Annotated in this window: 23 protein-coding genes, 1 tRNA gene and 2 riboswitches; of the genes, 8 read left to right on the plus strand and 16 right to left on the minus strand. The window is 42.8% G+C overall.

Annotation, left to right across the window (positions count from 1 at the left end):
* The first annotated feature begins 387 nt into the window (after positions 1 to 387).
* Positions 388 to 489: riboswitch (TPP riboswitch) on the plus strand.
* Between the two features lie 99 nt (positions 490 to 588).
* Positions 589 to 1,167, plus strand: a complete 579-nt coding sequence (gene thiT / locus SB658_RS10645) for an energy-coupled thiamine transporter ThiT (RefSeq protein WP_003228966.1) — start codon at positions 589 to 591, stop codon at positions 1,165 to 1,167.
* A gap of 41 nt (positions 1,168 to 1,208) precedes the next feature.
* On the opposite strand, the gene SB658_RS10650 is transcribed toward thiT, so the two are convergent.
* The 3 genes from SB658_RS10650 to SB658_RS10660 are packed head-to-tail and all read right to left on the minus strand — an operon-like array spanning position 1,209 to position 3,822.
* Positions 1,209 to 1,730, minus strand: a complete 522-nt coding sequence (locus tag SB658_RS10650) for a GNAT family N-acetyltransferase (protein ID WP_003228963.1) — start codon at positions 1,728 to 1,730, stop codon at positions 1,209 to 1,211.
* A gap of 17 nt (positions 1,731 to 1,747) precedes the next feature.
* Complete coding sequence (floT, locus tag SB658_RS10655) at positions 1,748 to 3,277, minus strand: flotillin lipid rafts scaffold protein FloT (RefSeq protein ID WP_144500550.1); 1,530 nt, start codon at positions 3,275 to 3,277, stop codon at positions 1,748 to 1,750.
* 20 nt (positions 3,278 to 3,297) lie between these two features.
* Positions 3,298 to 3,822: an NfeD family membrane protein gene (locus tag SB658_RS10660; protein WP_134983277.1), complete on the minus strand. Its 525-nt coding sequence runs from the start codon at positions 3,820 to 3,822 to the stop codon at positions 3,298 to 3,300.
* Positions 3,823 to 3,989: 167 nt separating this feature from the next.
* On the opposite strand from SB658_RS10660, the gene SB658_RS10665 reads away from it, so the two are divergent.
* The gene (locus tag SB658_RS10665; protein WP_003242867.1) at positions 3,990 to 4,478 is read left to right on the plus strand and encodes a DinB family protein; all 489 of its coding nucleotides are present in this window, start codon (positions 3,990 to 3,992) and stop codon (positions 4,476 to 4,478) included.
* A gap of 5 nt (positions 4,479 to 4,483) precedes the next feature.
* Here the strand turns inward: SB658_RS10665 and SB658_RS10670 are convergent, their stop codons facing one another.
* The 3 genes from SB658_RS10670 to betB form a co-directional block, all read right to left on the minus strand.
* Entirely contained in the window at positions 4,484 to 5,062 is a 579-nt protein-coding gene (locus SB658_RS10670) for an MOSC domain-containing protein (RefSeq protein WP_134983276.1), read from the minus strand.
* 87 nt (positions 5,063 to 5,149) lie between these two features.
* Entirely contained in the window at positions 5,150 to 6,358 is a 1,209-nt protein-coding gene (gene gbsB, locus SB658_RS10675) for a choline dehydrogenase (RefSeq protein WP_014477776.1), read from the minus strand.
* A gap of 16 nt (positions 6,359 to 6,374) precedes the next feature.
* A complete protein-coding gene (gene betB, locus SB658_RS10680; RefSeq protein ID WP_024571874.1) occupies positions 6,375 to 7,847 on the minus strand; it encodes a betaine-aldehyde dehydrogenase in 1,473 nt (490 codons plus the stop codon).
* Between the two features lie 198 nt (positions 7,848 to 8,045).
* On the opposite strand from betB, the gene gbsR reads away from it, so the two are divergent.
* From gbsR to ktrB, 4 genes are all read left to right on the plus strand, one after another.
* Complete coding sequence (gene gbsR, locus SB658_RS10685; RefSeq protein ID WP_014480661.1) at positions 8,046 to 8,588, plus strand: transcriptional regulator GbsR; 543 nt, start codon at positions 8,046 to 8,048, stop codon at positions 8,586 to 8,588.
* Between the two features lie 197 nt (positions 8,589 to 8,785).
* Positions 8,786 to 9,331, plus strand: coding sequence for a biofilm surface layer hydrophobin BslA (bslA, locus tag SB658_RS10690; RefSeq protein ID WP_003243556.1), 546 nt, complete (start codon positions 8,786 to 8,788; stop codon positions 9,329 to 9,331).
* 144 nt (positions 9,332 to 9,475) lie between these two features.
* A riboswitch (cyclic di-AMP (ydaO/yuaA leader) is annotated at positions 9,476 to 9,624 on the plus strand.
* 73 nt (positions 9,625 to 9,697) lie between these two features.
* Positions 9,698 to 10,366, plus strand: a complete 669-nt coding sequence (gene ktrA, locus SB658_RS10695; RefSeq protein WP_003228942.1) for a potassium uptake protein KtrA — start codon at positions 9,698 to 9,700, stop codon at positions 10,364 to 10,366.
* Between the two features lie 6 nt (positions 10,367 to 10,372).
* A complete protein-coding gene (ktrB, locus tag SB658_RS10700; protein WP_144500549.1) occupies positions 10,373 to 11,710 on the plus strand; it encodes a Ktr system potassium transporter KtrB in 1,338 nt (445 codons plus the stop codon).
* Positions 11,711 to 11,745: 35 nt separating this feature from the next.
* Here ktrB and SB658_RS10705 read toward each other — a convergent pair whose 3' ends face one another.
* The 3 genes from SB658_RS10705 to SB658_RS10715 all read right to left on the minus strand — a co-directional run bounded on the left by SB658_RS10705 (position 11,746) and on the right by SB658_RS10715 (position 14,662).
* Positions 11,746 to 12,009 (minus strand): YiaA/YiaB family inner membrane protein, encoded by a 264-nt coding sequence (locus tag SB658_RS10705; protein ID WP_003222348.1) that lies wholly within the window; start codon positions 12,007 to 12,009, stop codon positions 11,746 to 11,748.
* 108 nt (positions 12,010 to 12,117) lie between these two features.
* Positions 12,118 to 12,966: an exo-glucosaminidase LytG gene (lytG, locus tag SB658_RS10710; protein ID WP_003228938.1), complete on the minus strand. Its 849-nt coding sequence runs from the start codon at positions 12,964 to 12,966 to the stop codon at positions 12,118 to 12,120.
* 160 nt (positions 12,967 to 13,126) lie between these two features.
* A complete protein-coding gene (locus SB658_RS10715) occupies positions 13,127 to 14,662 on the minus strand; it encodes an MFS transporter (RefSeq protein WP_003243120.1) in 1,536 nt (511 codons plus the stop codon).
* A gap of 484 nt (positions 14,663 to 15,146) precedes the next feature.
* On the opposite strand from SB658_RS10715, the gene cdoA reads away from it, so the two are divergent.
* Positions 15,147 to 15,632, plus strand: coding sequence for a cysteine dioxygenase (cdoA, locus tag SB658_RS10720; RefSeq protein WP_003243534.1), 486 nt, complete (start codon positions 15,147 to 15,149; stop codon positions 15,630 to 15,632).
* 106 nt (positions 15,633 to 15,738) lie between these two features.
* Here the strand turns inward: cdoA and SB658_RS10725 are convergent.
* From SB658_RS10725 to SB658_RS10735, 3 genes are all read right to left on the minus strand, one after another.
* A tRNA-Ala gene (locus SB658_RS10725) sits at positions 15,739 to 15,811 on the minus strand.
* Positions 15,812 to 15,918: 107 nt separating this feature from the next.
* Positions 15,919 to 16,749 (minus strand): undecaprenyl-diphosphate phosphatase, encoded by an 831-nt coding sequence (locus tag SB658_RS10730; protein ID WP_003243397.1) that lies wholly within the window; start codon positions 16,747 to 16,749, stop codon positions 15,919 to 15,921.
* 92 nt (positions 16,750 to 16,841) lie between these two features.
* On the minus strand, positions 16,842 to 18,008 hold the full coding sequence (locus SB658_RS10735) for an AI-2E family transporter (RefSeq protein ID WP_003244365.1): 1,167 nt from the start codon (positions 18,006 to 18,008) through the stop codon (positions 16,842 to 16,844).
* A gap of 181 nt (positions 18,009 to 18,189) precedes the next feature.
* Here SB658_RS10735 and iolU point away from each other — a divergent pair, with 181 nt between their 5' ends.
* Positions 18,190 to 19,176 carry a scyllo-inositol 2-dehydrogenase gene (iolU, locus tag SB658_RS10740; RefSeq protein WP_003228926.1) on the plus strand — a complete coding sequence of 329 codons (987 nt, stop codon included), beginning with the start codon at positions 18,190 to 18,192 and terminating at the stop codon, positions 19,174 to 19,176.
* Positions 19,177 to 19,216: 40 nt separating this feature from the next.
* Here iolU and rhaA read toward each other — a convergent pair whose 3' ends face one another.
* From rhaA to rhaR, 4 genes are read right to left on the minus strand one after another with little or no spacing between them, the layout of a single operon-like run.
* Positions 19,217 to 20,491, minus strand: a complete 1,275-nt coding sequence (gene rhaA, locus SB658_RS10745) for an L-rhamnose isomerase (protein WP_003244294.1) — start codon at positions 20,489 to 20,491, stop codon at positions 19,217 to 19,219.
* A gap of 25 nt (positions 20,492 to 20,516) precedes the next feature.
* Positions 20,517 to 20,831, minus strand: coding sequence for an L-rhamnose mutarotase (rhaM, locus tag SB658_RS10750; protein ID WP_003243762.1), 315 nt, complete (start codon positions 20,829 to 20,831; stop codon positions 20,517 to 20,519).
* 17 nt (positions 20,832 to 20,848) lie between these two features.
* Positions 20,849 to 22,306, minus strand: a complete 1,458-nt coding sequence (rhaB, locus tag SB658_RS10755) for a rhamnulokinase (RefSeq protein WP_003243094.1) — start codon at positions 22,304 to 22,306, stop codon at positions 20,849 to 20,851.
* Between the two features lie 4 nt (positions 22,307 to 22,310).
* Positions 22,311 to 23,087, minus strand: coding sequence for a rhamnose catabolism operon transcriptional regulator RhaR (rhaR, locus tag SB658_RS10760; RefSeq protein WP_009968057.1), 777 nt, complete (start codon positions 23,085 to 23,087; stop codon positions 22,311 to 22,313).
* Between the last annotated feature and the right edge of the window lie 55 nt (positions 23,088 to 23,142).

Here is a 23,142-nt window from a genome sequence, read left to right on the forward strand (position 1 = left end):
ACTACGCACATCGCTGTGCGATTTATAAAAATGAATTAACAGGTACGTTTTGTCTTGTTTAGTTTTCAAAGATCATTTCGTTACTTCTCAATGAAGCAGCTTTACTAATATAACATTCATCTTCTTTTTTGTCAACAACTTTTTTCAAGTTGTTTTGAAGCATCTAGTTTGTGTCCGCTGTGCATCAGCGACGTTTAATAATATAACACCTGTATTTATTTATTGCAATAGTTTTTTTAAAAAATCTATAAAACAAATAAACTATAATCCTCGCCATGATTTCTAAAGCGTGTGTATCATATAACTTTCTTAAAAGAACATATACATCAGTCATGTGATCTTGTTGTTTTTTTCATTTTCTTGTATAGTAGAAACGAACTAAATACTGATGACCACAAGGGGAGCATTAAAGCTGAGAGTGAGCGGTTTCGTTCTGACCCTTTGAACCTGTTAGTTAACGCTGGCGTAGGGATGTGGCAAAGTCAAATGAATTGCAGATCGTAAAGCAGTGCGTGGAACTTTTCTCATCCTTCCGCGTGCTGCTTTTTTGTTGTCCTTTTGGTTGTCTGTCAATGGAAGGAGATAGATATGAATCAATCTAAGCAACTGGTTCGCCTTATTGAAATTGCCATTATGACAGCGGCAGCCGTTATTTTAGACATTGTCTCAGGAATGTTTCTTAGCATGCCTCAAGGAGGCTCGGTCTCCATCATGATGATTCCGATCTTTTTAATTTCGTTTCGCTGGGGTGTCAAAGCAGGTCTTACTACAGGTTTGTTGACAGGTCTAGTACAAATAGCAATCGGAAACTTGTTTGCTCAACATCCTGTACAGCTATTGTTAGATTACATTGTCGCTTTCGCAGCAATCGGCATAAGCGGCTGTTTCGCTTCTTCTGTCCGTAAAGCCGCTGTATCAAAAACAAAAGGGAAATTGATTGTTTCAGTGGTCAGCGCAGTTTTTATCGGCAGTTTGCTGCGCTATGCCGCGCATGTCATTTCAGGAGCTGTGTTTTTCGGCAGCTTTGCTCCAAAAGGAACACCGGTATGGATTTATTCTTTAACTTATAATGCGACTTACATGGTTCCTTCATTCATTATTTGTGCAATTGTCCTATGTTTATTATTTATGACAGCACCCCGTTTGCTTAAAAGTGACAAAGCGTAAAAGTAACAATCCCCCAGCGAATTCCGCTGGGGGATTTTTCGTTATCTGTTAAGAAGTGTTTTTAAAGCTGAAAGATCCGGCCAGCCAAGACCTACTTCTTTCAGCCTTACTCCGGCAATTTCAAAGTTGTCCTCCGCTACTCTTTCAGGTGAATAGGCCTGATAAAATATAATCGAGGGATTCTGCTCAATAACCCAAACAAACATACTTGAAAAACCATGTTGAAGCAAAAACTCCGCTCCTTTTGCTAAGAGCGCCCTGCCTGCACCTTGCCGCTGGCGCTCTTCCAGAAGATAAATAGCGTATAACTCTCCGTCATAGCCTTCTTGTTCAGAGCGAATAGGTCCAAATGAAGCAAAGCCGAATACTGAACCCTTTTCGTCCTGAGCAACAAATACTCCTTTTAACGAGCGACTTTTCCATTTGTCTTCAAATTCCTTATAGTTCAGGCTGTTTAAATAATCAATCGGGATAATTTCGTGGTATGTTGTCCTCCAGCTGTCTACATGCACTTTTGCAATGTCCTTTATATCCTCTAACTTCGCTTCACGTACAGTTACCATACGGTTCTGTCCTTTCCTTACTCTGATTTTTGGATCGTTTTGGCTTCTTTGATTTCATTTGTTAATTCATTAATGCTTTGTTTTACGTTTCCTTTTCCTGAAAAGTTCTCAAGCATTTCTTTTACATCAATTCCCGAGGATGCTTTTAAACTTTCTTGCAGACTTGACATTAAGTTCGTCGCATAGCTGGTTACTTTGTTTGCTCCGCTTGATTCACCGCTTCCTCCTGTATCGACAACGGTGATTTTATCAATATTTGAAAGAGGTGCGGCTGCTTGTTTCGCGTATTCCGGAAGCATTTTGACAATCATATCGAAAATCGCCGCCTGCCCGTACTGTTCAAAGGCAGCCGCAATTTTCTCTTTTGCTTCCGCTTCTGCAAGGCCTTTCAGGCGGATAACCTCTGCTTCTGTCTCTCCTTTCGCTTTTTCCGCTTCTGCTTTTGCTAGCCCGTCAATTCTTACTTTTTCCGCCTCAGCCTTTGCCATTGCTTCTATACTGTACTTCTTGGCATCGGCTTCCGCGAGCTGTTTGGCTTTCTCAGCTGCTGCGGACTGCTCAACAGAATAACGGTCTGCATCGGCTTTTTTCTTTACCTCTGAGTCGTATTGACGTTCACGGCGAAGAATTTCTTTTTCTTCTAGTTCTATTTGTTTTTGGCGTTCGATAATTTTAACCTGCATTTCCTGCTCTGTGACTTGCTGGCGCGCTCTGGCAGTCTCTAAATCATATGCTTGGTCGGCATTCGCTTTTGCCGTATCTTGTTCTCTGCGGAATTCAGCCATTTTGAGCTGATTGAGTTTTTCAGCTTCAGCGATTTCCGTCGCCCGTTCAAGTTCTGATTTTTTTGCGTCTTTATCGGCTTCTGCCCGCTTAATTCGGGTTTCTTTATCAGCCTCTGCTGTTGCGATATCAGCATCGCGTTTTACTTGGGCAATTCTCGGTTTCCCTAATGATTCAAGATAACCGTTTTTATCACGAACATCTTTAATGGTAAACGAGACGATTACAAGCCCCATTTTCGCGAGATCCTGTGAAGCGACACGCTGCACCTCTTGAGAGAATTTTTCTCTGTTTTTATAGATTTCTTCTACTGTCATTGAGCCGAGAATGGAACGAAGGTGGCCTTCTAAAACCTCCCGCGCTTCCTGCTCACGGTCGTCTTTTGATTTCCCTAAAAATTGTTCGGCCGCTGTAGCGATTTCTCCTATAGAACCGCCGATTTTAATAATCGCAGTTCCATCGGCCATTACTGGCACTCCTTGTTCTGTATAGACTTCAGGTGTCGAAACATCGAGTTTGCTTGATAATAAGCTTAGCGGCTCTGCCTGCTGGAAGACGGGAAGGACAAAGGTTCCTCCGCCGCGGACGATTTTAATACGGTTGCCGCCTTCATCGACATGAACATTTTTATTGCCCAGATAGCTCCCTGTTACAATTAACGCTTCATCAGGCCCTGCTGTACGATACTTCGTAATAAACACAGTTATTAGTGCAATTAATAAAAAGAATACAACTCCGATGATTATTATAATCGGCATTGTCATATCAAATTCCTCCTTTTATGTTAAATGGGTTCATGCGGAGTAACCGAAAGAACTCCGTTGTTAATATCTACGACTAACACCGTTGTCCCGTAACTGATCTGCTGATTATCAAAACTGACCGCTGACTTTGAAATGGTCCCGCCTATCCCTTCTATGACCACTTCACCAAACCCGTCAACCGGCACAGCTGTAATCACTTTACCGAGTCTTCCTCTGAGATCATCTTCTCTATATGCCAATGATTCTTCTGCAGATGATAATGGTACCAGTACAAAGATGTGAAGCAATACCACCAGCATGATCGAAAGGATGCAAGATAAAAGCGCAATCAGCAAGCTTGACAGAGGCAATACGAGTTCACCTATATATCCGCCCGCTGAAAAACATGTGAAAAATGAGAGCACTAATGTCGGATTAAGAAACGGAATGCCTTCTGACAGCCCTGCAAATACATCTCCGAAAAACAGGAATAACAGCGTAAGGCTGCCCGCAATAATAAGCGTATAAAGATACATTGTTTGTATAGGTACTCCAAATAACTCCAACTTCCTCATCCTTTCTTCATCAATGCATTGATGAACGGCTGCCGTTACCATTTATACGAGACACCCCGGGAAAAGTTTCAAAATTTTAAGACAAATAACCCGTTTGAAGTGCTTTATAAATGATAATTGCTTATATATATGGTAATGTCATTTTAGGAGGAGATATGATGAGTATCTTTAATGAAGCCAGATTAGAAACGTGGAACGAATTGAAAGGACTTTCTGACGAAAAGCTGAATCAAAAGCCTTCTGCTGAAGAATGGAGCATACGGGAAGTTCTTGACCATTTGAAAAAAATCGATATGACCGCACAAAAAATGTTGAAGGAACGTGTAAAGGACGCTCCGATTAAAGAAATTGAAGAAAAACCGCTTGAGGTAGCACAGGACAGAAATAATAAACGGAAAGCCCCGAGTCATCTTGAGCCTGCGCATGATTTTATTTCAGGCAGCCAAATGAAACGTGAGCTTGATGTGGTAAGAGAGCAGCTGACTGCTGCGATTGCCTCTCTGAAAGAAGAAGATTTTGAAAGAGTGCTTCCGCATCCTGTGTTTCAAGAGCTGACTGTCAGACAGTGGATCGATTTTATCGGCCATCATGAAAAACGGCACCTCAGCCAAATGAAAGAAATTAAAGAAAAGATAGAAAGGGCCTGATTTGATCAGACCCTTTCTGCTTTTCGTTTAACTTTTCGCTGATAGGAATGAACTTCTATTTCATCACCTGTGTAAACAGCACCAGGTCTCTCCACAATACAGACAATCCCTCTAATGCCCAGTGCGTGGCGGACGAAAGCCGGCGCCAGCTTCGGTTGGTCCGGATAATAAGACTGAATGACTTCTCCCGGCTGGATACACGGATCATTTTCGCCCTCACACAGCAGAGCCGCTCCGCTCGGAAAAATAATCCGGCTTCCTTCTTTTAATGAAGTAAGATCTGGAATACCGCTGACTGCCACATTCGCCCCGAGCCATTCCGGCAAAATCCTCGGCACTCCCATTTTTAAAGCGATTTCGTTGCATTCCTCTATTGAAACAATTGAAATTTGTCTGCGGTTGAAAATTTCAGTCCCTCTTGAAAACATTGGTTCTCTGGCTCCCGCTTTTTTGGTCAGGCCAAAATGCAAGTCGCCGGGGATGCCGCCATAATCAAAATCAAGCTTGTCCATTTGCTTTGTTACGAAGCTTTTTGTATCTGCGATATATAAGCCTTCCGCTTTTGCAGTCATACGCTTCCACATCAGCTGGCACCTTCCTTCTTATCTAAAATTTCCACCTATGCTTCATTATCCCAAAAAATCCCGCTCTGTAAAGGAGCGGGATTTTGATTATACCGTTTTAGGCGTAAGGTTAAAGCAGCGCTTGTAGATCCAGTTGTATGCTTTTTCATTTAAATCTCTAGGGTTTCCGAAGGTTTGCGGATCTTTCATTGCTTCTTTAGACAAGCGTTCGATCATATCAGGTGATACTCCCTGCTCTTCTAAAGTCGGCACTTCTAAATCTTCGACCAGATCATACATCCAATTGACAGATGCTTTCGCAGCTTCTTCTGTTGTCATCTTGCTTGTATCAATACCGAACGCTTTCGCAATACGCGCAAACTTCTCAGGATAGCCCTTCCAGTTGTATTCCATGACAGGGCCCATCATCGCCGCTACACATTGGCCGTGAGCGACTGGGATAATACCGCCAAGCGTTTGGCTCATCGCATGAGCAGCGCCCGCTGATTCACTTCCGTAAGAAAGACCGGCAAGCATCGCAGCCTGCGCCATTCCGTACCTTGCTTCCAGATCCTCTCCATCAGCAAATGCCCTCTTGATGTAATGAGCGGCATACTCAATCGCCATTAAGGCAACCGCATCCGTGATTGGCTGTGCAAATTTCATTGTATAGCACTCAATGGCATGGGCGAGCGCATCAATTCCCGTCATAGCTGTTACATGCGGAGGCATTGAAACATGAAGCTCAGGATCAATGATGGTCAAGTGCGCTGCAATCAGCGGACCGCCCGTGTTGAATTTGAATTCTCTTTCTTCATCTGTGATAACCGCCCATTGGGTTACTTCTGATCCTGTTCCAGCTGTAGTGGGAATTGTCGTCAGCGGAGGAATGCGGTTTTCCAGCGGTTTTTTCCCATCTGCCGCTTCATAATCAAGCACGCTTCCTTCGTGAGTCGCTTCTACTCCGATTGCTTTTGCTGTATCCATGGAGCTTCCGCCTCCGACTGCCACCAAACCATTACAGTTCTCTTTTTTGTAAAGCTCAGATCCTTCATTCACCAGACGGACAGGCGGGTTTGGCTCAACTTTATGAAAGAGCACCACTTCAATGCCTGCTTCTTTAAGTGATTCGATTACAGGATCAGCAACACCGGCTTTATAAATCCCTGGGTCTGTGACAAGGAGCGCTTTTGAAACGCCCAGTGCAGCTACTTCCTCACCCGTATGCTTGATGGCTCCGATTCCATGCTTAATCACAGTCGGAATTTCAAATGTGTGGAATTTCTGCATGCTTTCTACCTTCATATTTAATGTCATCATCAATCTCCCCCTCTTATGAATTGAACCAGTTAACCGCTGCCGGTTTTGTATTACGGTATACATGTTTGACTTCTGTGTATTCTTCAAGGCCTATTTTTCCAAGCTCGCGTCCGAACCCGGATTGCTTATATCCGCCCCATGGCGCTTGTGCAAAGTACGGATGAAAATCGTTGATCCAAACGGTTCCCATTCTCAAGCGGGCTGCTACCCGTTCGCACTTTTCAATATCTTTTGACCATACCGCTCCAGCCAAGCCATAGATGGTATCATTCGCAAGCTCGATTACCTCTTCTTCAGAGCTGAAGGTTTCGACTGTCAATACAGGACCGAAAACCTCTTCCTGAACGATTCTCATGTCAGAATTACAGTTTGAGAAAATAGTAGGTTCATAGAAAAAGCCGTTTTGAAGCGCAGGATCTTCCGGGCGTTTGCCTCCTGTCTCCAGCTTCGCGCCTTCCTCTATTCCGATCTCTACATATTTTTCTACCTTTGCCCTGTGCTCCGCCGAAATAAGCGGACCGCTTTCTGTCTCAGCATGAAAACCGTTTCCGAGTTTTATGCGTTTTGCCCGTTTGACCAGCTCCGCCAAAAATTGATCATGAATGGCGTCCTCAACAAGCAAGCGGGAACCTGCAGAGCATACTTGGCCGGCGTGGAAAAATACAGCGTTTAAGGCCTGATCAACCGCAACTTCTAAATCCGCGTCCTTGAAAACAATATTTGGGTTTTTCCCGCCAAGTTCAAGGGCGATTTTTTTGACGTTTCCGCTTGCCGCCCGCATGATTTTTTTGCCTGTTTCAATTCCGCCCGTAAATGAAATCAAATCGACGTCTCTGTTTACTGCAAGCTCGTCGCCCACTGTGGCTCCCGGTCCAAGAACAAGATTTGCGACACCTTTTGGAACACCGGCTTCTTCCATCAGCTTAAAGACTTTGATTGTCGTCAGCGGCGTAATCTCACTCGGCTTCATGACGATTGTGTTTCCTGCAGCCAGTGCAGGGGCGATTTTCCAGCTCGCTTGAAGGAGCGGATAATTCCATGGAGTGATCTGGCCGCAAACCCCGATTGGCTCTCTAATAATTTTGCTTTCTGAATCAGGAATCGGAGATGAAATGATCTCTCCGCCATCTTTGTCTGCCAAGCCGGCGTAATATTGAAAAACATTGGCGATATCGTCCATATCGGCCTTGCTTTCTTCGAGTGTTTTTCCTGTATCAAGAGATTCAAGCTCAGCCAGCTCCTCAAGATCGCGTCTGATTAATTCCGCAATTTTCAGAACAATTTTTCCGCGTTCAAGCCCGGATAGCGATGACCATTCTCCTTTGTCAAATGCTCTGCGTGCGGCTGCGATTGCTTTGATGGCGTCCTCTCGCCCTCCCTCGCTTACAGTTGCAATTTCTTCTTGATTAAATGGGTTGATAATACTGCGGATCTGTTCTTTTTCGGCACTGATCCATTCTCCGTCAATGAATAATGTTTGACTCATATAAGCCTCCTTGACGTAAATAAAGTTTGTTAAATAAAAATTTAATGTTTTTAACAACCTTAATCTAACATATGATTTTTAAACTGTCAAAGTCCCATTTCGATTTTTCTTTTTGACTTTTCCTCATGTTTCGTTAAGATAAAGAACATAAAGAAATAACTTAACGAATTTAATTTTCTAAAGGAAAAGAGGGTCAGTATGGATGAAAATCCAGAATTTGCAGCTATAGAACAGGCTCGGGATCTTGTTATTGACTCCATTGCTGAAACGATGGATCTTTACGGAATTACCCGCAGTGTCGGGATTTTATATGGGACGATGTATATGAGGGATGAGATGACGCTTGACGAAATGCGTGAGGAGTTGCAAATGAGCAAACCAAGCATGAGCACAGGCGTCAAAAAGCTTCAAGACTTAAATGTAGTGAAAAAAACATTTCACCGGGGCATCCGTAAGCATACATTTGTGGCTGAGAAGGATTTCTTTAAATTTTTCACAAATTTCTTTCCACCTAAATGGGAGCGGGAGGTTCAAGTGAATGTAGCAGCGATCGAGGAAGCTCAAGCTGATTTACAAAAGGTTTTATGCAAGGAAGATCTCGATGAGGATATCAAAAATGAAGCACTGCAGTTATATGATCAGCTGGAAAGCTCTAAAGCTTACTATGACTGGCTGAAACGGCTTGCTGAATCGGTGCAGACCGGAGAAATTTTTAAATTTATACCGATCGAAACAAAGTAAAGCAGAAAACGCCTGGGAAAGCAGGCGTTTTTTTGATGTAACTACTACAAATTTGAAAAATACGGGAAAAACACCCCATTTACTTCCAAAATATTTGATGGTAATTTTATGTAGGTAAAATTTGTATTTGGCCTTTCAGAGGAGGTGAAAAGCGGGCAGGCCTGTTTAATTTATCATTTTTTAGGGGGAATTTTGTTATGAAACGCAAATTATTATCTTCTTTGGCAATTAGTGCATTAAGTCTCGGGTTACTCGTTTCTGCACCTACAGCTTCTTTCGCGGCTGAATCTACATCAACTAAAGCTCATACTGAATCTACTATGAGAACACAGTCTACAGCTTCATTGTTCGCAACAATCACTGGCGCCAGCAAAACGGAATGGTCTTTCTCAGATATCGAATTGACTTACCGTCCAAACACGCTTCTCAGCCTTGGCGTTATGGAGTTTACATTGCCAAGCGGATTTACTGCAAACACGAAAGACACATTGAACGGAAATGCCTTGCGTACAACACAGATCCTCAATAACGGGAAAACAGTAAGAGTTCCTTTGGCACTTGATTTGTTAGGAGCTGGCGAATTCAAATTAAAACTGAATAACAAAACACTTCCTGCCGCTGGTACATATACTTTCCGTGCAGAGAATAAATCATTAAGCATCGGAAATAAATTTTACGCAGAAGCCAGCATTGACGTGGCTAAGCGCAGCACTCCTCCGACTCAGCCTTGCGGTTGCAACTAATGTAAAAGACCGGTTAACGCCGGTCTTTTTTGCGTTTTACCCTCCCCTTTTTCTCTAATCCCCGTTATCTTTTTTCTGGTTTAAAATTTAAATTGACAAACACTAGAAACAGGAGTAAATTCTTGAGTGTTCAATTTCATACAGTCTCTTTTACCGCTTAATCAAACACGAACGGGGGAACCAACGATTGGCTGTTTTATTAACAGCCTTGGGGTGAATCTTACTAAGTAAGAGGGGGTACTCTGAATCCCTAATCCGACAGCTAACCTCGTAGGCGTATACAGAGAGGAGGTCTATTATTTGGCCATTCTTTGCAATGGTCTTTTTTGCTTCAGAAACGTTAATTCACTAAGGGAGATATGAACATTGGGAAGAATTAAAAATAAGCAATTTGCCGTGATCGGTCTGGGCCGGTTTGGCGGCAGCATTTGTAAAGAACTTCATAGAATGGGGCATGAGGTCCTTGCGGTTGATATCAACGAAGAAAAGGTCAATGCATATGCTTCTTACGCCACTCATGCGGTAATTGCCAACGCCACCGAAGAAAACGAATTGCTTTCATTAGGAATACGCAATTTTGAATATGTGATTGTTGCCATCGGAGCAAATATTCAAGCGAGTACGCTGACCACCCTATTATTAAAGGAGCTTGATATTCCAAATATTTGGGTGAAGGCTCAAAACTATTATCATCACAAGGTGCTTGAAAAAATCGGCGCTGACCGGATTATTCATCCTGAAAAAGATATGGGAGTTAAAATCGCACAAAGCCTTTCAGACGAAAATGTTTTGAATTACATTGATCTATCTGATGAATACAGTATTGTCGAGCTGTTGGCTACGCGCAAGCTTGATTCAAAATCGATTATTGACCTGAATGTAAGAGCAAAGTACGGCTGCACGATCCTGGCCATCAAACATCATGGAGATATCTGTCTTTCCCCCGCGCCTGAAGACATCATTCACGAGCAAGATTGCCTGGTGATCATGGGCCACAAAAAGGATATTAAACGTTTTGAAAACGAAGGGATGTAGACAAAGGTGACACTTCAAAAGGATAAAGTGATCAAATGGGTTCGGTTTACACCGCCTCAAGTGCTTGCCATTGGTTTTTTCCTTACCATTATCATCGGGGCTGTCCTATTAATGCTTCCGATTTCCACTACGAAGCCATTGTCATGGATAGATGCCCTTTTTACTGCGGCTTCCGCTACAACTGTTACAGGGCTTGCTGTTGTCGATACCGGTACTCAATTTACGGTATTCGGGCAAACAGTTATTATGGGGCTGATTCAGATTGGCGGGCTTGGATTTATGACGTTTGCGGTCTTGATCGTCATGATATTAGGAAAAAAAATCGGATTAAAAGAACGAATGCTCGTCCAGGAAGCTTTAAACCAGCCGACAATCGGCGGTGTCATTGGCCTTGTCAAAGTCCTGTTTCTGTTTTCGATCAGTATTGAATTGATAGCAGCACTCATTTTATCCATCCGGCTTGTACCTCAGTACGGCTGGTCATCCGGCTTGTTTGCAAGTTTGTTTCACGCAATTTCTGCTTTTAACAATGCCGGGTTTTCGCTGTGGTCTGATAATTTGATGAGCTACGTTGGCGATCCTACAGTAAACCTCGTGATTACTTTCTTATTTATTACAGGAGGGATCGGATTTACGGTTCTGTTTGATGTGATGAAAAATCGGCGTTTTAAAGCTTTTTCTTTACATACAAAGCTCATGCTTACAGGAACGCTGATGTTGAATGCGATTGCTATGCTTACGGTCTTTATTTTAGAATACAGCAACCCCGGCACGCTCGGCCACCTGCATATAGTGGATAAACTGTGGGCGTCCTATTTTCAGGCAGTGACGCCGAGAACCGCAGGCTTCAATTCTCTAGATTTCGGAAGCATGAGAGAAGGAACAATTGTATTTACTTTATTATTGATGTTTATCGGAGCAGGAAGCGCATCAACGGCGAGCGGCATTAAGCTGACTACGTTCATCGTGATTTTAACATCTGTTATTGCTTACTTGAGAGGTAAAAAAGAAACGGTTATTTTCCGCCGTTCCATCAAATATCCGATTATCATTAAAGCTTTAGCTGTGAGTGTCACCAGTTTGTTCATCGTGTTTTTAGGGATTTTCGCCCTGACGATCACAGAACAAGCGCCATTTCTTCAAATTGTGTTTGAAACCTTTTCCGCATTCGGAACTGTCGGCCTTACGATGGGGCTTACTCCTGAACTGACAACAGCTGGCAAGTGTATCATTATTGTCATCATGTTTATCGGAAGAATTGGCCCTTTAACGTTCGTGTTTTCATTCGCAAAAACAGAGCAATCAAATATCCGTTATCCTGATGGCGAAGTGTTTACAGGGTGATATCAAAAAAATCCGGCGTGCAGTCGCCGGATTTTTTATGATTCGATATGAGATTGATTTTGTCTTTTTTCCTGTTCCGCGATGATTTCGTTATCCTCCGCGTTATCACGGGTCACTTTTTGCGTAAGAATCGCACCAACTGCTACAAGTATCATAACAGCGATGTAATAACCTTTTTCATTGAGTTCCAGATTATCAGCATTATAGAGTCCGATACTAAACAAAAATACTCCCGCAAAAAAAGTAAAATAAGCTAGTACTGTAAAGGCAACCGTGTTTCTGCGTCTATATTTCTGCACCTTTGTTCCCTCCCGAAAGCATAGTTAAAAAGTGATAACTTCCGTGGAATATTATACCTCAAATTCCCCGGAATGGAACAAAGAATTAAAAATACCAGTAAAAAGGGCTTAGGTTGCCTCCTTTATTTCAACAGCTGAATCATCAATCCAGCCGATAAGTTTATCATTGATTTGGAATTGGTACCATACAGACTGGCCTTTCTGTTTTTTAGACACAACCTTTATGTCTTTGCCGACGTAAGATTGGGCAGAGGTAAGCCTTATGGACCGATCATCAGTAGAAGGCTTGGACCATACGTCTTGAACGGCACTGTCTTTAATAGAGGCGTTTAAATCCACAGATTTGAGGGATGGATTTACCTCATCGTACTCATCTAAATCGTATTTTTCCACAATAGCGCTGATTTTGTCAGCGTAGTCAGGGTCTGTAGCATATCCTGATGTTTGCAGGGCGGTTGCCGCTTCCTTATAATTCCCTGCCTCAAGCACCGGTTTATACTTCTTTTTATTCCACGATGTGCCACGGACGAACAATTGGGCGTGATCATCCATAGATTCAAAAAACGTGCTGTATTTTCGAAACTTCGCGCGAATGGTTTTTCTTTTCCCTTTTTCAACTTCGTCCGTTTCCATCGTGACATGATGGCCTTTATAATTCCCTTTTACGCCAAAAAGGTTGTTGGCCTTAGCAGCCAGTTCACTGTTCCCCCAGTCCGATTCGAGAATGGCCTGAGCAATTGTGATGCTGGGGAGAACATGGTATTTTTCATACAAAATTTGGGCATGTCCGGACAGACTGTCTATAAATACTTGCTGTTCATCGATTTCTTCAGTTTCTTTGGATATTTCAATCGGTTTTGATAAAGTTGTCGCTAAAACAAACAGAGCTAGCGGAATCGATACAAGGAAAAATAGTGAAATCAAGAGTTTACGTTTTTTAAGTTTTTTACGGGCCATGAAAACCTTCCTTCGAATTAAAAGATTACGAATGTAAAAGAATCTACCTTTTAGAATTTTACTTGCACTTCTAATATTTTTCAATTCTTTAGGGATAAAGTTGGGAAAAGATTGCAAAATAAAAACCTTTTCGCTCAATGAAAAGGTTTTTACCATGTTTCTATTTTTGTAAATTTCTGAGTGCATTCCGATATTCCGTATCATTTATTACTTTATATGATTTGACAGTTGCCTTCGACAAACCTTGTGCTGAGACGGCCGGTTTTTCCGGAGCTGTTTTCGCTTTATCATGTGGTTTATGTGCCAGCTTGTGCCCCATTCCAGTGGCATTCATACAAAATGACAGGCAGACGAGCAGCACGCTAAGGATAAAAGAAATGAAGAAGAGATCATGATAAGCAGTCATCATAGAATCCTGTACCGAACCGCTTTGTCTGGCAGCATCTTTTTTCGTGAAAAAGCCGATGAGAATGGGAACTCCCATATAGACAAACAATCTTAAAAACTGAACAGCTGTCATTCTCTTGACCAAATCAGGCAGCGGGCCTCCCATGGCAGCTCCCATCAGCCCTGCGGCGACTGTCAGGCCTGTTCCCGCTGCAAGCATGATAAACAGTGCCGCGAACATATAAAGAGATGATCGATCCTGTATATGCAGCCATTGAAAATTCACAAAAACGAGAATGAGTCCGCCGATAATACCGAGCATCCCTGGTCCGACTTTATCGTATAACAGAGCGCTCAAAATGGCCGCGATCGCCACTCCGATTAAAAGAGTCAAGCTTAAAAGAATGAGATGCTCCTGAGAAATATCATACATTTGACGGAGCAAGCCTTGAAAAGCAGAAAGGCTGACAGCTACCGTTATCGTCCCTGCAGCTATGATCAATAAGCCGAGCACCGGTTTTGGCAGCAGCATCAGTTTAATAGATATGAAGGGGTTTTTCACTTTATATTCCACAATCAATAGACCAATGAGCAAACATAACGTCACCCCGAAACCAATCCATACATAACCCGATGACAGCCCCCATTTTTGCAGAAAAATGAATGAAACCGCTGAGGCTGCGGCAAGGAAGACAGATAAAAGAATTCCCGCACGATCAAGCGGCTGTTCTTGATCCGCCGCTCCGTGATGCTCATCATGAAGAAAGAAATAGCTCACCGCGACACCGATCAGGGACAAGGTGCCAAAGATGAAAAACAGCCATCTCCAATGCCCGCAGCTTGTTGCAATGGTTCCCAGGATTGTACCGATGATAACAGAACCATAGAATCCCCCGATCAGCACAAGCAGTGCATAGTTCCTGCGTTCAATCGGGAATGACAGTACAAGCATTGGAATCATAATCATCAGCATGACGCCTGTTGCCGCCCCTTGTAAAAAGCGCCCTGCCGCCATCAATGCAATATCGCCTGAACATGCGATGAGCAGTGAGCCTAGTATAAAGACAGGTAATGAAGCCAGATAGACGGGACGAGCACCGAATTTTTTCCTCAGCAGCGGTCCTGCCGGAACTAACAAGGCAAAGGCCATATTGCCGATCAATATCGGATTTACTGATGTAAAGACACTTGTTCCAACCGTTTTCTGAACAAGGCCTTGAACTGACGACAATGCCGTGTTAGACATCAATCCCGGCCCGACCGCTAAGACGGCGAGCAAAGAAATCACCCAATAGTGTTTTGTCTTCATGTTGTCATCCCTTCCTATATGAATACATGCGAAACACATCATTTTTTGAAAACAAAAGAAGCTAATAGATTTTGCATACCATTAGCTTTCATTCTAATATTCTCCCTTTCAGGGGAAATGATATTATTTTATTATAATTATGTGAATGAATGAGCATATAATCAAATATTATTTCAAATCGATTGTGTTTTGTCAATGGAGTAAATTTCAAGCACAACATAGAAAGCTTGAAAGCTTTTCCCCGATATTGTGTCTAGAACTGCACTTATGAATCCCTGCTCGTTCCCTCAAGCGAATTAAAGCAGGCCGTTTTAATCCTTTCAATCCACTATTCCAACTAATAAACTCAAATAAGTTGGTGATAAGACAACATTTTACCCCCACATTTTTTTGTGTTCACTGGGCGTTTGCCGCCTCTAAATTGTATATGGGTAAATACCATGAATTAACCTATGAAATACCAATGTAAGGGAGGCAAAAACGAATGGAACTGTATGAGTGTATCCAAGACATTTTTGGCGGCTTGAAAAATCCATCGGTTAAAGATTTAGCAACGTCTTTAAAACAAATTCCAAACGCAGCAAAATTGAGTCAACCGTATATTAAGGAACCAGACCAGTACGCTTACGGCCGAAATGCCATCTATCGAAATAATGAATTGGAAATTATCGTGATTAACATTCCGCCAAACAAGGAGACAACAGTACACGATCATGGTCAATCCATTGGTTGTGCAATGGTGTTAGAAGGAAAGCTTCTTAATTCTATTTATCGTTCAACCGGCGAACACGCAGAACTCTCCAATTCATACTTTGTCCACGAAGGAGAATGCCTTATTTCAACCAAAGGTTTAATTCACAAAATGTCCAATCCAACATCTGAACGAATGGTGTCTCTTCATGTCTACTCCCCTCCTTTGGAAGACATGACGGTCTTTGAGGAACAAAAGGAGGTATTGGAAAATTCATGATTGACAGATAAACTGCTCACTTTGACTTCACTCAACTGGAGGATTCAGAGAATGAAACCTTTTCCTCAAAACAAAAAAACCCTTATCGAATAAGGGTTTAAAGGTATGGAGCCAAGGGGGCTCGAACCCCTGACCTCTACGCTGCCAGCGTAGCGCTCTCCCAGCTGAGCTATGGCCCCGTATGTAACGTCATGTTTATTATAGATGATTTTATTTTGAAAAACAAGCTGTTTCCTCTTGAATTGACAGAAAAAATAAGGCTCGGAAAAGAGCCTTATTTTTCGACTTACATCATGATCAAAAGTAAAATCACACCGAGAATAATTCGATAGATTGCAAATGGGACAAGTTTGATTTTGTTAATCAGCCTTAAGAAGAAACGGACGACAAACAGTGCGACCACAAAGGCACAGATAAAGCCGACGATGAAAAACGGCATCAGATCCGAACTTAAGCTGTCCCAATGCTTCACGAGGCTTAGAAAGCTGGCTCCCATCATGATCGGCATCGCCATAATAAACGTAAAGTCGGCTGCAGCTCGGTGGTTTAATCCGAGAATAACACCGCCGGAAATGGTTGAACCCGAACGCGAGAAACCAGGCCAAAGGGAAAGACATTGGAATAAGCCGACGGCTATCGCCTGTTTATAGGAAATGCGGTCGAGTGTGTCTGTCGCTGTTTTCCGTTTATTGACCCAGTCAGCAAAAAGCATGAGGATTGCCCCGGCAATTAAACCGATGGCCACAGTTTTAACGGAAAATAAATATTCATCAATGTAATCTTCAAACAAAAAGCCGAGAACAGCTGCAGGCACGAGTCCGACGGCAATTTGGGCAATGCTTAATTTATGTCCCTGCTCCTGGTCGCTTGTAATATTTTTTTTCAAGCCCAGTAAATTTAAAATTCGGTCTTTAAACACGATAGCTACTGCTAAAATGGAGCCTAGCTGAATAACCACCTTGAATGAGTTAGCAGCTTCTTCTGACATCAGATTACTTGATTTTAGCCAGATGTCGTCTACTATGATCATATGTCCTGTCGAAGAAACCGGCGCGTACTCTGTTAATCCTTCTACGATTCCTAAAATGGCGGCTACAAACAATTCCCATAGAGTCATGATTTTGATTCTCCCCATTAGACATTTATTTTTTTACATAACGGGAGCTTCCCATAAATGGAAAGCCCGTCTTATATAACTATAAACGAAAATCACACTTTATGCCCCGGCGTATTTTCATTTTTTTCTTCATCGTATAAATGTGACTGCATTTTAAACCAGTCAAATAAATGTGTCGTAATGACTTTGGCAACCGCATAGCCGGGAATCGCAAGAATGATTCCAACAACGCCAAACAGCTTGCCGGCTGTTAACAGCAGAAAAATAATCGTAATCGGATGGATGTGAAGGTTTTTTCCCATAATTTGCGGAGAGATCAGCTTCCCTTCAATCAGCTGAACAATCGTCCAAACGATCACCAGCTTAAGCAGCATGAGCGGCGATGTCACTATGGCAATGATAATCGCAGGCGTAATGGCAATCGTTGGCCCTAAATATGGAACGATGCTTGTGCAAGCCGCAATGACTGCAAGCAATGAAGCATAATCCAGCCCGATAATCAAATAACCGATAAACAGCAAAAACCCGATACAGAAGCTGACAATGATCTGGCCTCTGATATAAGAGCTTAACCGATGATTCATTTCGCTTAAGACTGTATATGTCTGTTCTTTCAATCGAGTCGGCACAAACTTCAGTATGTAGACCGGTAATTTTCTTCCGTCTTTTAGCAAATAAAATAGAATAAACGGAACCGTGACGATCGAAATGATAATCTCAGTCAGTGCGCCGATAAAATTCCCAACACCGGTAAAGGTGCTGTTCACGATCGTCGCTGCCTGATCCGAAACCTTTGTAGCAAGATCAGATATATTAATGTTCATCGTTTGCTGGGCCTGATTGACGAAGTTGCTGCCAATCAGCTGTTTCGTCTGATTTTCTACGACGTCCACATATCTCGGGATATTGTCAATCAAACTCATAATTTGTTCTTTTAAGAAGGGAATGATCGACACGATCGTGATCGTGATCAGCCCGATAACCAATAGGTATAGCAGCAATATAGAATAGATTCTTCTTATTCTTCTTCTCTCCAGAAAATCGACGACTGGGTTTAACAGATAAAAAACAATGCCTGTCAAAATAATCGGAAGTGATATCGTTTTGAGCAGAACAATAATCGGGGTGAAAATAAATGATGTTTTTGTAAATACTAGAATATTTAAACCAATCAGCAGCAGCACAAGCAAAAATAAAACAAACTTATTATCCAAGAAGAATCGCTTGAATCTGCCGCTCCATGTTTGCAACGTCTCCACTATCGTTCCTCCGTCATACATAGTTTAATTAAATTGTACACTATCGTCCCTATAATGAAAAATAAAAACCGTTAATTGCTGGAAAAGCTTTCTCGGTTTTAACATTCTATTTATATCTATCATGTGATTTTGTTCTTTTTAAGCTATAATTTAGCTATATCATGCAAAAGGAGCGATACGAGTGATACGTTTTGCAATAATAGGAACCAACTGGATTACAGACCGCTTTCTTGAGTCAGCAGCGGATATCGAAGATTTTCAGCTGACTGCTGTTTATTCAAGATCGGCTGAACGCGCTGGCGAGTTTGCTGCTAAACACAACGCTGCGCATGCCTTCTCAGACCTTCAGGAAATGGCGGCGAGCGATTGCTTTGATGCCGTATACATAGCGAGCCCGAACGCTCTTCACAAGGAACAAGCCGTTCTCTTTATGAACCATGGCAAGCATGTGCTTTGTGAGAAGCCGTTTGCTTCGAATACAAAAGAAACAGAAGAGATGATCTCAGCGGCTAAGGCAAACGGCGTTGTTCTCATGGAAGCAATGAAGACCACTTTCCTGCCGAATTTCAAAGAACTGAAAAAACACCTGCATAAAATCGGCACTGTCCGCAGATTTACCGCAAGCTACTGCCAGTATTCCTCACGATATGACGCGTTCAGAAGCGGAACTGTTTTGAATGCGTTTCAGCCTGAGCTTTCCAATGGGTCATTAATGGATATTGGCGTCTATTGTATTTATCCGGCTGTTGTGTTGTTTGGCGCGCCGAAGGATGTAAAAGCAAACGGATATGCTTTATCCTCCGGAGTGGACGGAGAAGGAACTGTCATTCTGTCTTACGACGGGTTCGAAGCTGTTCTGATGCATTCCAAAATCTCTACTTCCTATGCCCCGGCTGAAATCCAGGGTGAAGACGGGACGATTGTAATCGATACGATTCACCGGCCTGAACGTGTTGAAATCCGCTACCGGGACGGCCGCCTTGAAAACATCGCGATCCCTGATCCTAAACCGGCGATGTTCTATGAAGCAGAAGAATTTGTCACGCTTATAAAAGAGAATAAGCTGGAATCTGAAGAAAATACATTTGAACGGTCTTTGACCACCGCAAAAATTATGGAAGAAGCAAGAAAGCAAATGGGGATTGTATACCCTGCTGATCAAGCTTAAAAAAATCCGCCCGCGTGCAAATGCCGCGGCGGATTTTTTATTAGACAATCGGAGAAGATGCCTTCCTTTTTAAAAGCACCTGTTGCTCATATTCTTTGATGTCATAAAGCCATGCCTCTTTTACCGGAACGCCCATTTGCTCACAGTAGGAATCCCAGATGGCTCCGAAAGGATATGTTTTGAATTCCTCCATCAGGGCCAGCCTTTCTGTATAGCGGCCCTCTTCCTGCAATTGTTTTAAATATCCGTTCGGGAGAAGCAGGGCATACAATAAAGCTTTGATCATATTTCTCGTTCCGATGGTCCAGGCGGCTACACGGTTAATGCTGGCATCGAAAAAATCCAGACCGATGGCTACCTTCTCAAGAGCATGATTTCGTACAATTTCAAGAGCGATTTCTCTCAATTCATCATCCAAAACCACTACATGGTCGCTATCCCAACGAACAGGCCGCGATACGTGCAAGGCAAGCTTGTCTGTGTAAAGCAGCATGGACGAGATCTTGTTTGATACCGTCTCAGTCGGATGGAAATGGCCTGTATCAAGTAAACAAAGCTTATGATTCGTCAAAGCATAAGCTAAATAAAATTCATGAGATCCGACAACATATGATTCGGAGCCAAGCCCGAACAGCTTGCTCTCGATTGAATCAAGATTATGTTGTTCACTGATCTCCTCTGAGAAGATCCGATCCAGTGATTCTTTTAGTCTTTTACGCGGTGTCAGCCTATCACTCGGGATATCCTTATAGCCGTCGGGAATCCAAATATTCGTCAAGCAAGGTGTTCCTAATTCTTTCCCGAAGTATTCCCCGATACGGCGGCAAGCGATGCAATGCCTGATCCAAAATTCTCTGATGTCCGGATCAGGGTGTGAAAGGGTGAGTCCGTCAGCCGCTTTCTCATGCGAAAACAAGGTTGGATTAAAATCTAAACCGAGACCAAGGTTTTTTGCCCATTTCACCCAGTTTTCAAAATGCTGCGGCTTCAATTCGTCACGTTCTACCGCTTCCCTGTTTGTTTCTGCGTATATCGCATGCAGGTTTACGCGGTGCTTTCCAGGAATGAGAGAAAGAGCCTTCTCCAAATCTCTTCTTAATTCTTCAGGAGTTTGCGCTTTTCCGGGATAATTGCCGGTCACGTCAATTCCGCCTGAAAGCTCGCCCTTATTTACTTCAAAGCCTTCAATGTCGTCACCCTGCCAGCAGTGGATCGAAATGGGCACTTGCTCTAATTGCCGAAGCGCCTCTTCAACATCAATTCCCCATTTTTCATATGCCTGTTTTGCACTGTCATAATTGGCTTTTATGGTCATACGGCTCTCTCCCTTTATCAGTTTTTCAATCCAAATAAAAAACTTCCTTTAGATCTATCGCAACAGGACTGAAATCCGAATTTGTTTTCATTAATGGCGCCATCGATTTCCACCATCTTTGGCAAACTTCCGTGTCCGCCATCTTTCTCCATTTCTCTTCATCCTCTATTTCTAAATATGCAAAAAGCCTGCCTGTTTCCTCGTCTAGAAAAATGGAATAATGGTGTGCTCCATGAGCTTTGAGTGCTTCTGCCATCTCAGGCCAAATGTCATCATGCCGCTGTTTGTATTCTTCGTACTTGTCTTGATGGACAAACATGATACTGGCTTTTCTTTTCAAACCTTTTCACCTCTTCATCATTTAGATAGCGCTTTCAAAACAGTTTGCTGAAATGACTGAATGATCGTGCTTCTATCAATGTCTTTAGGTGTAAACACTTTGATCGGAAAGGAATTTCTGACGACTTGCCGGGCTTCTTTTATGTCTTTGACTTCTTTGGCAGCAATCATTTGCATCAAAAGATTTCCGGTGGCAGTTGCCTCTATCGGCCCTGCATATACCGCTTTTCCACTCATGTCTGCCGTTAATTGATTTAAGAAATCATTCCGGGCTCCGCCGCCGATGATATGAAATTGCTCGATCGGTTTTTCTGTGATTGTTTCGAGCTCTTTGATGGCTATCGCATAGATGATGGCTAAATTGCTGTAGATGCAGCAGGCAAGTTCGCCTGCAGTACGGGGAATCTTTTGGCGGGTTTGTCTGCAATAATGTTGTATTTCCTTTATCATGTTTTCTGGATTCAGGAAACGTTTATCATTTAAGTTTATAAATTGCTGGAATGGTTCTGTTTTTTTGGCTTCTTCTGCAAGCTGCTGAAAAGAATAATCTGCTTGTAGCTGCTGTTTGACTTCTTGTATCACCCACATGCCGATAATGTTTTTGAGAAAGCGAATGGTGTTGTTTGCGCCGCGTTCATTTGTATAGTTGTTTTCTAAAGCAAGATCAGTTATTATCGGTGTTTTGTTTTCAACCCCGATTAACGACCATGTTCCGCTGCTGATATACGCCCAGCCATCATTTACGCCTGGCGCCGCAATGACGGCCGAGGCCGTATCATGTGTTGCGACTGTCATCACCTTGCACGCCGGGAGATCATAATCCGGGAACCACTCATTTCTTAGCTTCCCGAGTTCACACCCCGGTTCAGTGAGCGGCGCAAATTGCTGTTCCAGAACAGACACGGCTTCAAGCAATTCAGGATCAAGATTTCCCGTTGAGACGTTTAAAAGCTGTGTTGTGGACACGTTTGTGATTTCCGTTACAGCTTTTCCGGTTAAACAATAGCCTAAATAATCAGGAATCATCATAATTTTGTCTGTCTTTTTCAGCAGCTCACGGTCTTCTTCAAACAATTGATAGATCGTGTTGAAAGGCTGAAATTGTATTCCTGTTTTTTGATAAATTGCGGCTTTTGAGAGGGTATGTTCCAGTTTGTCTATTGTGTGATCTGTTCTTCTATCACGGTAGGAGATTGCTTCCCGCAACCGATCGCCTTTTTCGTCCAGTAAGACATAATCGACTGCCCATGTATCAATGCCTACGGTGCAGTGTTCATACCCAAGCGTCTTTACTTTTTGCAGTCCTTGCAGGATTTGTTTTAGCAAATGATCAATATCCCATAAGCAATGCCCGTCTCTTTGACTGAAACCGTTAGCGAACCTGTGAATCTCTTGTATGTCAAGCTTCCCTTCATTCAGTTCACCTACCATGATTCTCCCGCTTGATGCGCCTACATCAATGGCAGTATAAATCATCCTTTCACCCTCTCTTCGAAAGAGGAACAGCTGTCACCTTCACCTTTTTGTCCTCAAGAGCTTTTACCGATGCCGGATCAAGTCCAGAATCCGTAATAAGGCGGCTGACATCTTGCAGCGAGGCGATATGTGAAAACTCGCGGTTCCCCCATTTGCTTGAATCGGCCATCAAAATGGTCTGGTCCGACCTTTCGATCATCCGTTTTTTGAGCAGCGCCTGCCACTCATTTGAATCACTCATCCCGTTGTGTACGTCAAATCCCTTACATGACAGAAAGGTTTTATTGACATGATAGGTCTCAAGTGAACGCTCTGCTAACGGGCCGGCAAATGATAATGATTTTTCCAGCAAAATGCCGCCTGTTGAAATGACTGATATGTTTTCTTTATTGCTGAGTTCAATAGCTGCTTTCATTGAGTTTGTAATCACGGTGAGCTCAATGTCAGGGAGTATTTTTGCCATGTACCAAGCGGTTGTGCTTGCATCGAGAATGATTCGGTCTCCGCTTTTTACATATTTGGCCGCTTCGTGAGCGATGGCTTTTTTTTCGATGACATTCGTGATTTCCCGTTCAGAAAAATGAATTTCTGATTCCTTCTGCTGAATACTGACCGCTCCTCCGTGGCTCCGGCTCAGTTTATGTTCTTTTTCAAGCTTTTCAAGATCACGCCGAATGGTTTCCTCTGTGACTGAAAAAATGTCACTTAATTCGGAAACGCGGATGCTTGAACGCATATTTACTATTTCCACTATTTTTTGCTGCCGTTCTGCTACTAGCATCGGTAACGCCCTTCCTCATATCGTAGTCCGTCTTATATTTTTATCATAGCATATA

It is taken from the genome of Bacillus sp. SIMBA_008 (genome assembly GCF_046535495.1).
In the GTDB taxonomy this organism is placed as follows: domain Bacteria; phylum Bacillota; class Bacilli; order Bacillales; family Bacillaceae; genus Bacillus; species Bacillus subtilis.

What these genes read in the sequence shown, in the direction of transcription:
- thiT (WP_003228966.1), top strand. Translation starts at nt 589, where the DNA reads ATGAATCAATCTAAGCAACTGGTTCGCCTTATTGAAATTGCCATTATG.
- SB658_RS10650 (WP_003228963.1), bottom strand. Translation starts at nt 1,730, where the DNA reads ATGGTAACTGTACGTGAAGCGAAGTTAGAGGATATAAAGGACATTGCA.
- floT (WP_144500550.1), bottom strand. Translation starts at nt 3,277, where the DNA reads ATGACAATGCCGATTATAATAATCATCGGAGTTGTATTCTTTTTATTA.
- SB658_RS10665 (WP_003242867.1), top strand. Translation starts at nt 3,990, where the DNA reads ATGAGTATCTTTAATGAAGCCAGATTAGAAACGTGGAACGAATTGAAA.
- SB658_RS10670 (WP_134983276.1), bottom strand. Translation starts at nt 5,062, where the DNA reads ATGTGGAAGCGTATGACTGCAAAAGCGGAAGGCTTATATATCGCAGAT.
- gbsB (WP_014477776.1), bottom strand. Translation starts at nt 6,358, where the DNA reads ATGACATTAAATATGAAGGTAGAAAGCATGCAGAAATTCCACACATTT.
- betB (WP_024571874.1), bottom strand. Translation starts at nt 7,847, where the DNA reads ATGAGTCAAACATTATTCATTGACGGAGAATGGATCAGTGCCGAAAAA.
- gbsR (WP_014480661.1), top strand. Translation starts at nt 8,046, where the DNA reads ATGGATGAAAATCCAGAATTTGCAGCTATAGAACAGGCTCGGGATCTT.
- bslA (WP_003243556.1), top strand. Translation starts at nt 8,786, where the DNA reads ATGAAACGCAAATTATTATCTTCTTTGGCAATTAGTGCATTAAGTCTC.
- lytG (WP_003228938.1), bottom strand. Translation starts at nt 12,966, where the DNA reads ATGGCCCGTAAAAAACTTAAAAAACGTAAACTCTTGATTTCACTATTT.
- SB658_RS10715 (WP_003243120.1), bottom strand. Translation starts at nt 14,662, where the DNA reads ATGAAGACAAAACACTATTGGGTGATTTCTTTGCTCGCCGTCTTAGCG.
- cdoA (WP_003243534.1), top strand. Translation starts at nt 15,147, where the DNA reads ATGGAACTGTATGAGTGTATCCAAGACATTTTTGGCGGCTTGAAAAAT.
- SB658_RS10730 (WP_003243397.1), bottom strand. Translation starts at nt 16,749, where the DNA reads ATGACTCTATGGGAATTGTTTGTAGCCGCCATTTTAGGAATCGTAGAA.
- rhaA (WP_003244294.1), bottom strand. Translation starts at nt 20,491, where the DNA reads ATGACCATAAAAGCCAATTATGACAGTGCAAAACAGGCATATGAAAAA.
- rhaB (WP_003243094.1), bottom strand. Translation starts at nt 22,306, where the DNA reads ATGATTTATACTGCCATTGATGTAGGCGCATCAAGCGGGAGAATCATG.
- rhaR (WP_009968057.1), bottom strand. Translation starts at nt 23,087, where the DNA reads ATGCTAGTAGCAGAACGGCAGCAAAAAATAGTGGAAATAGTAAATATG.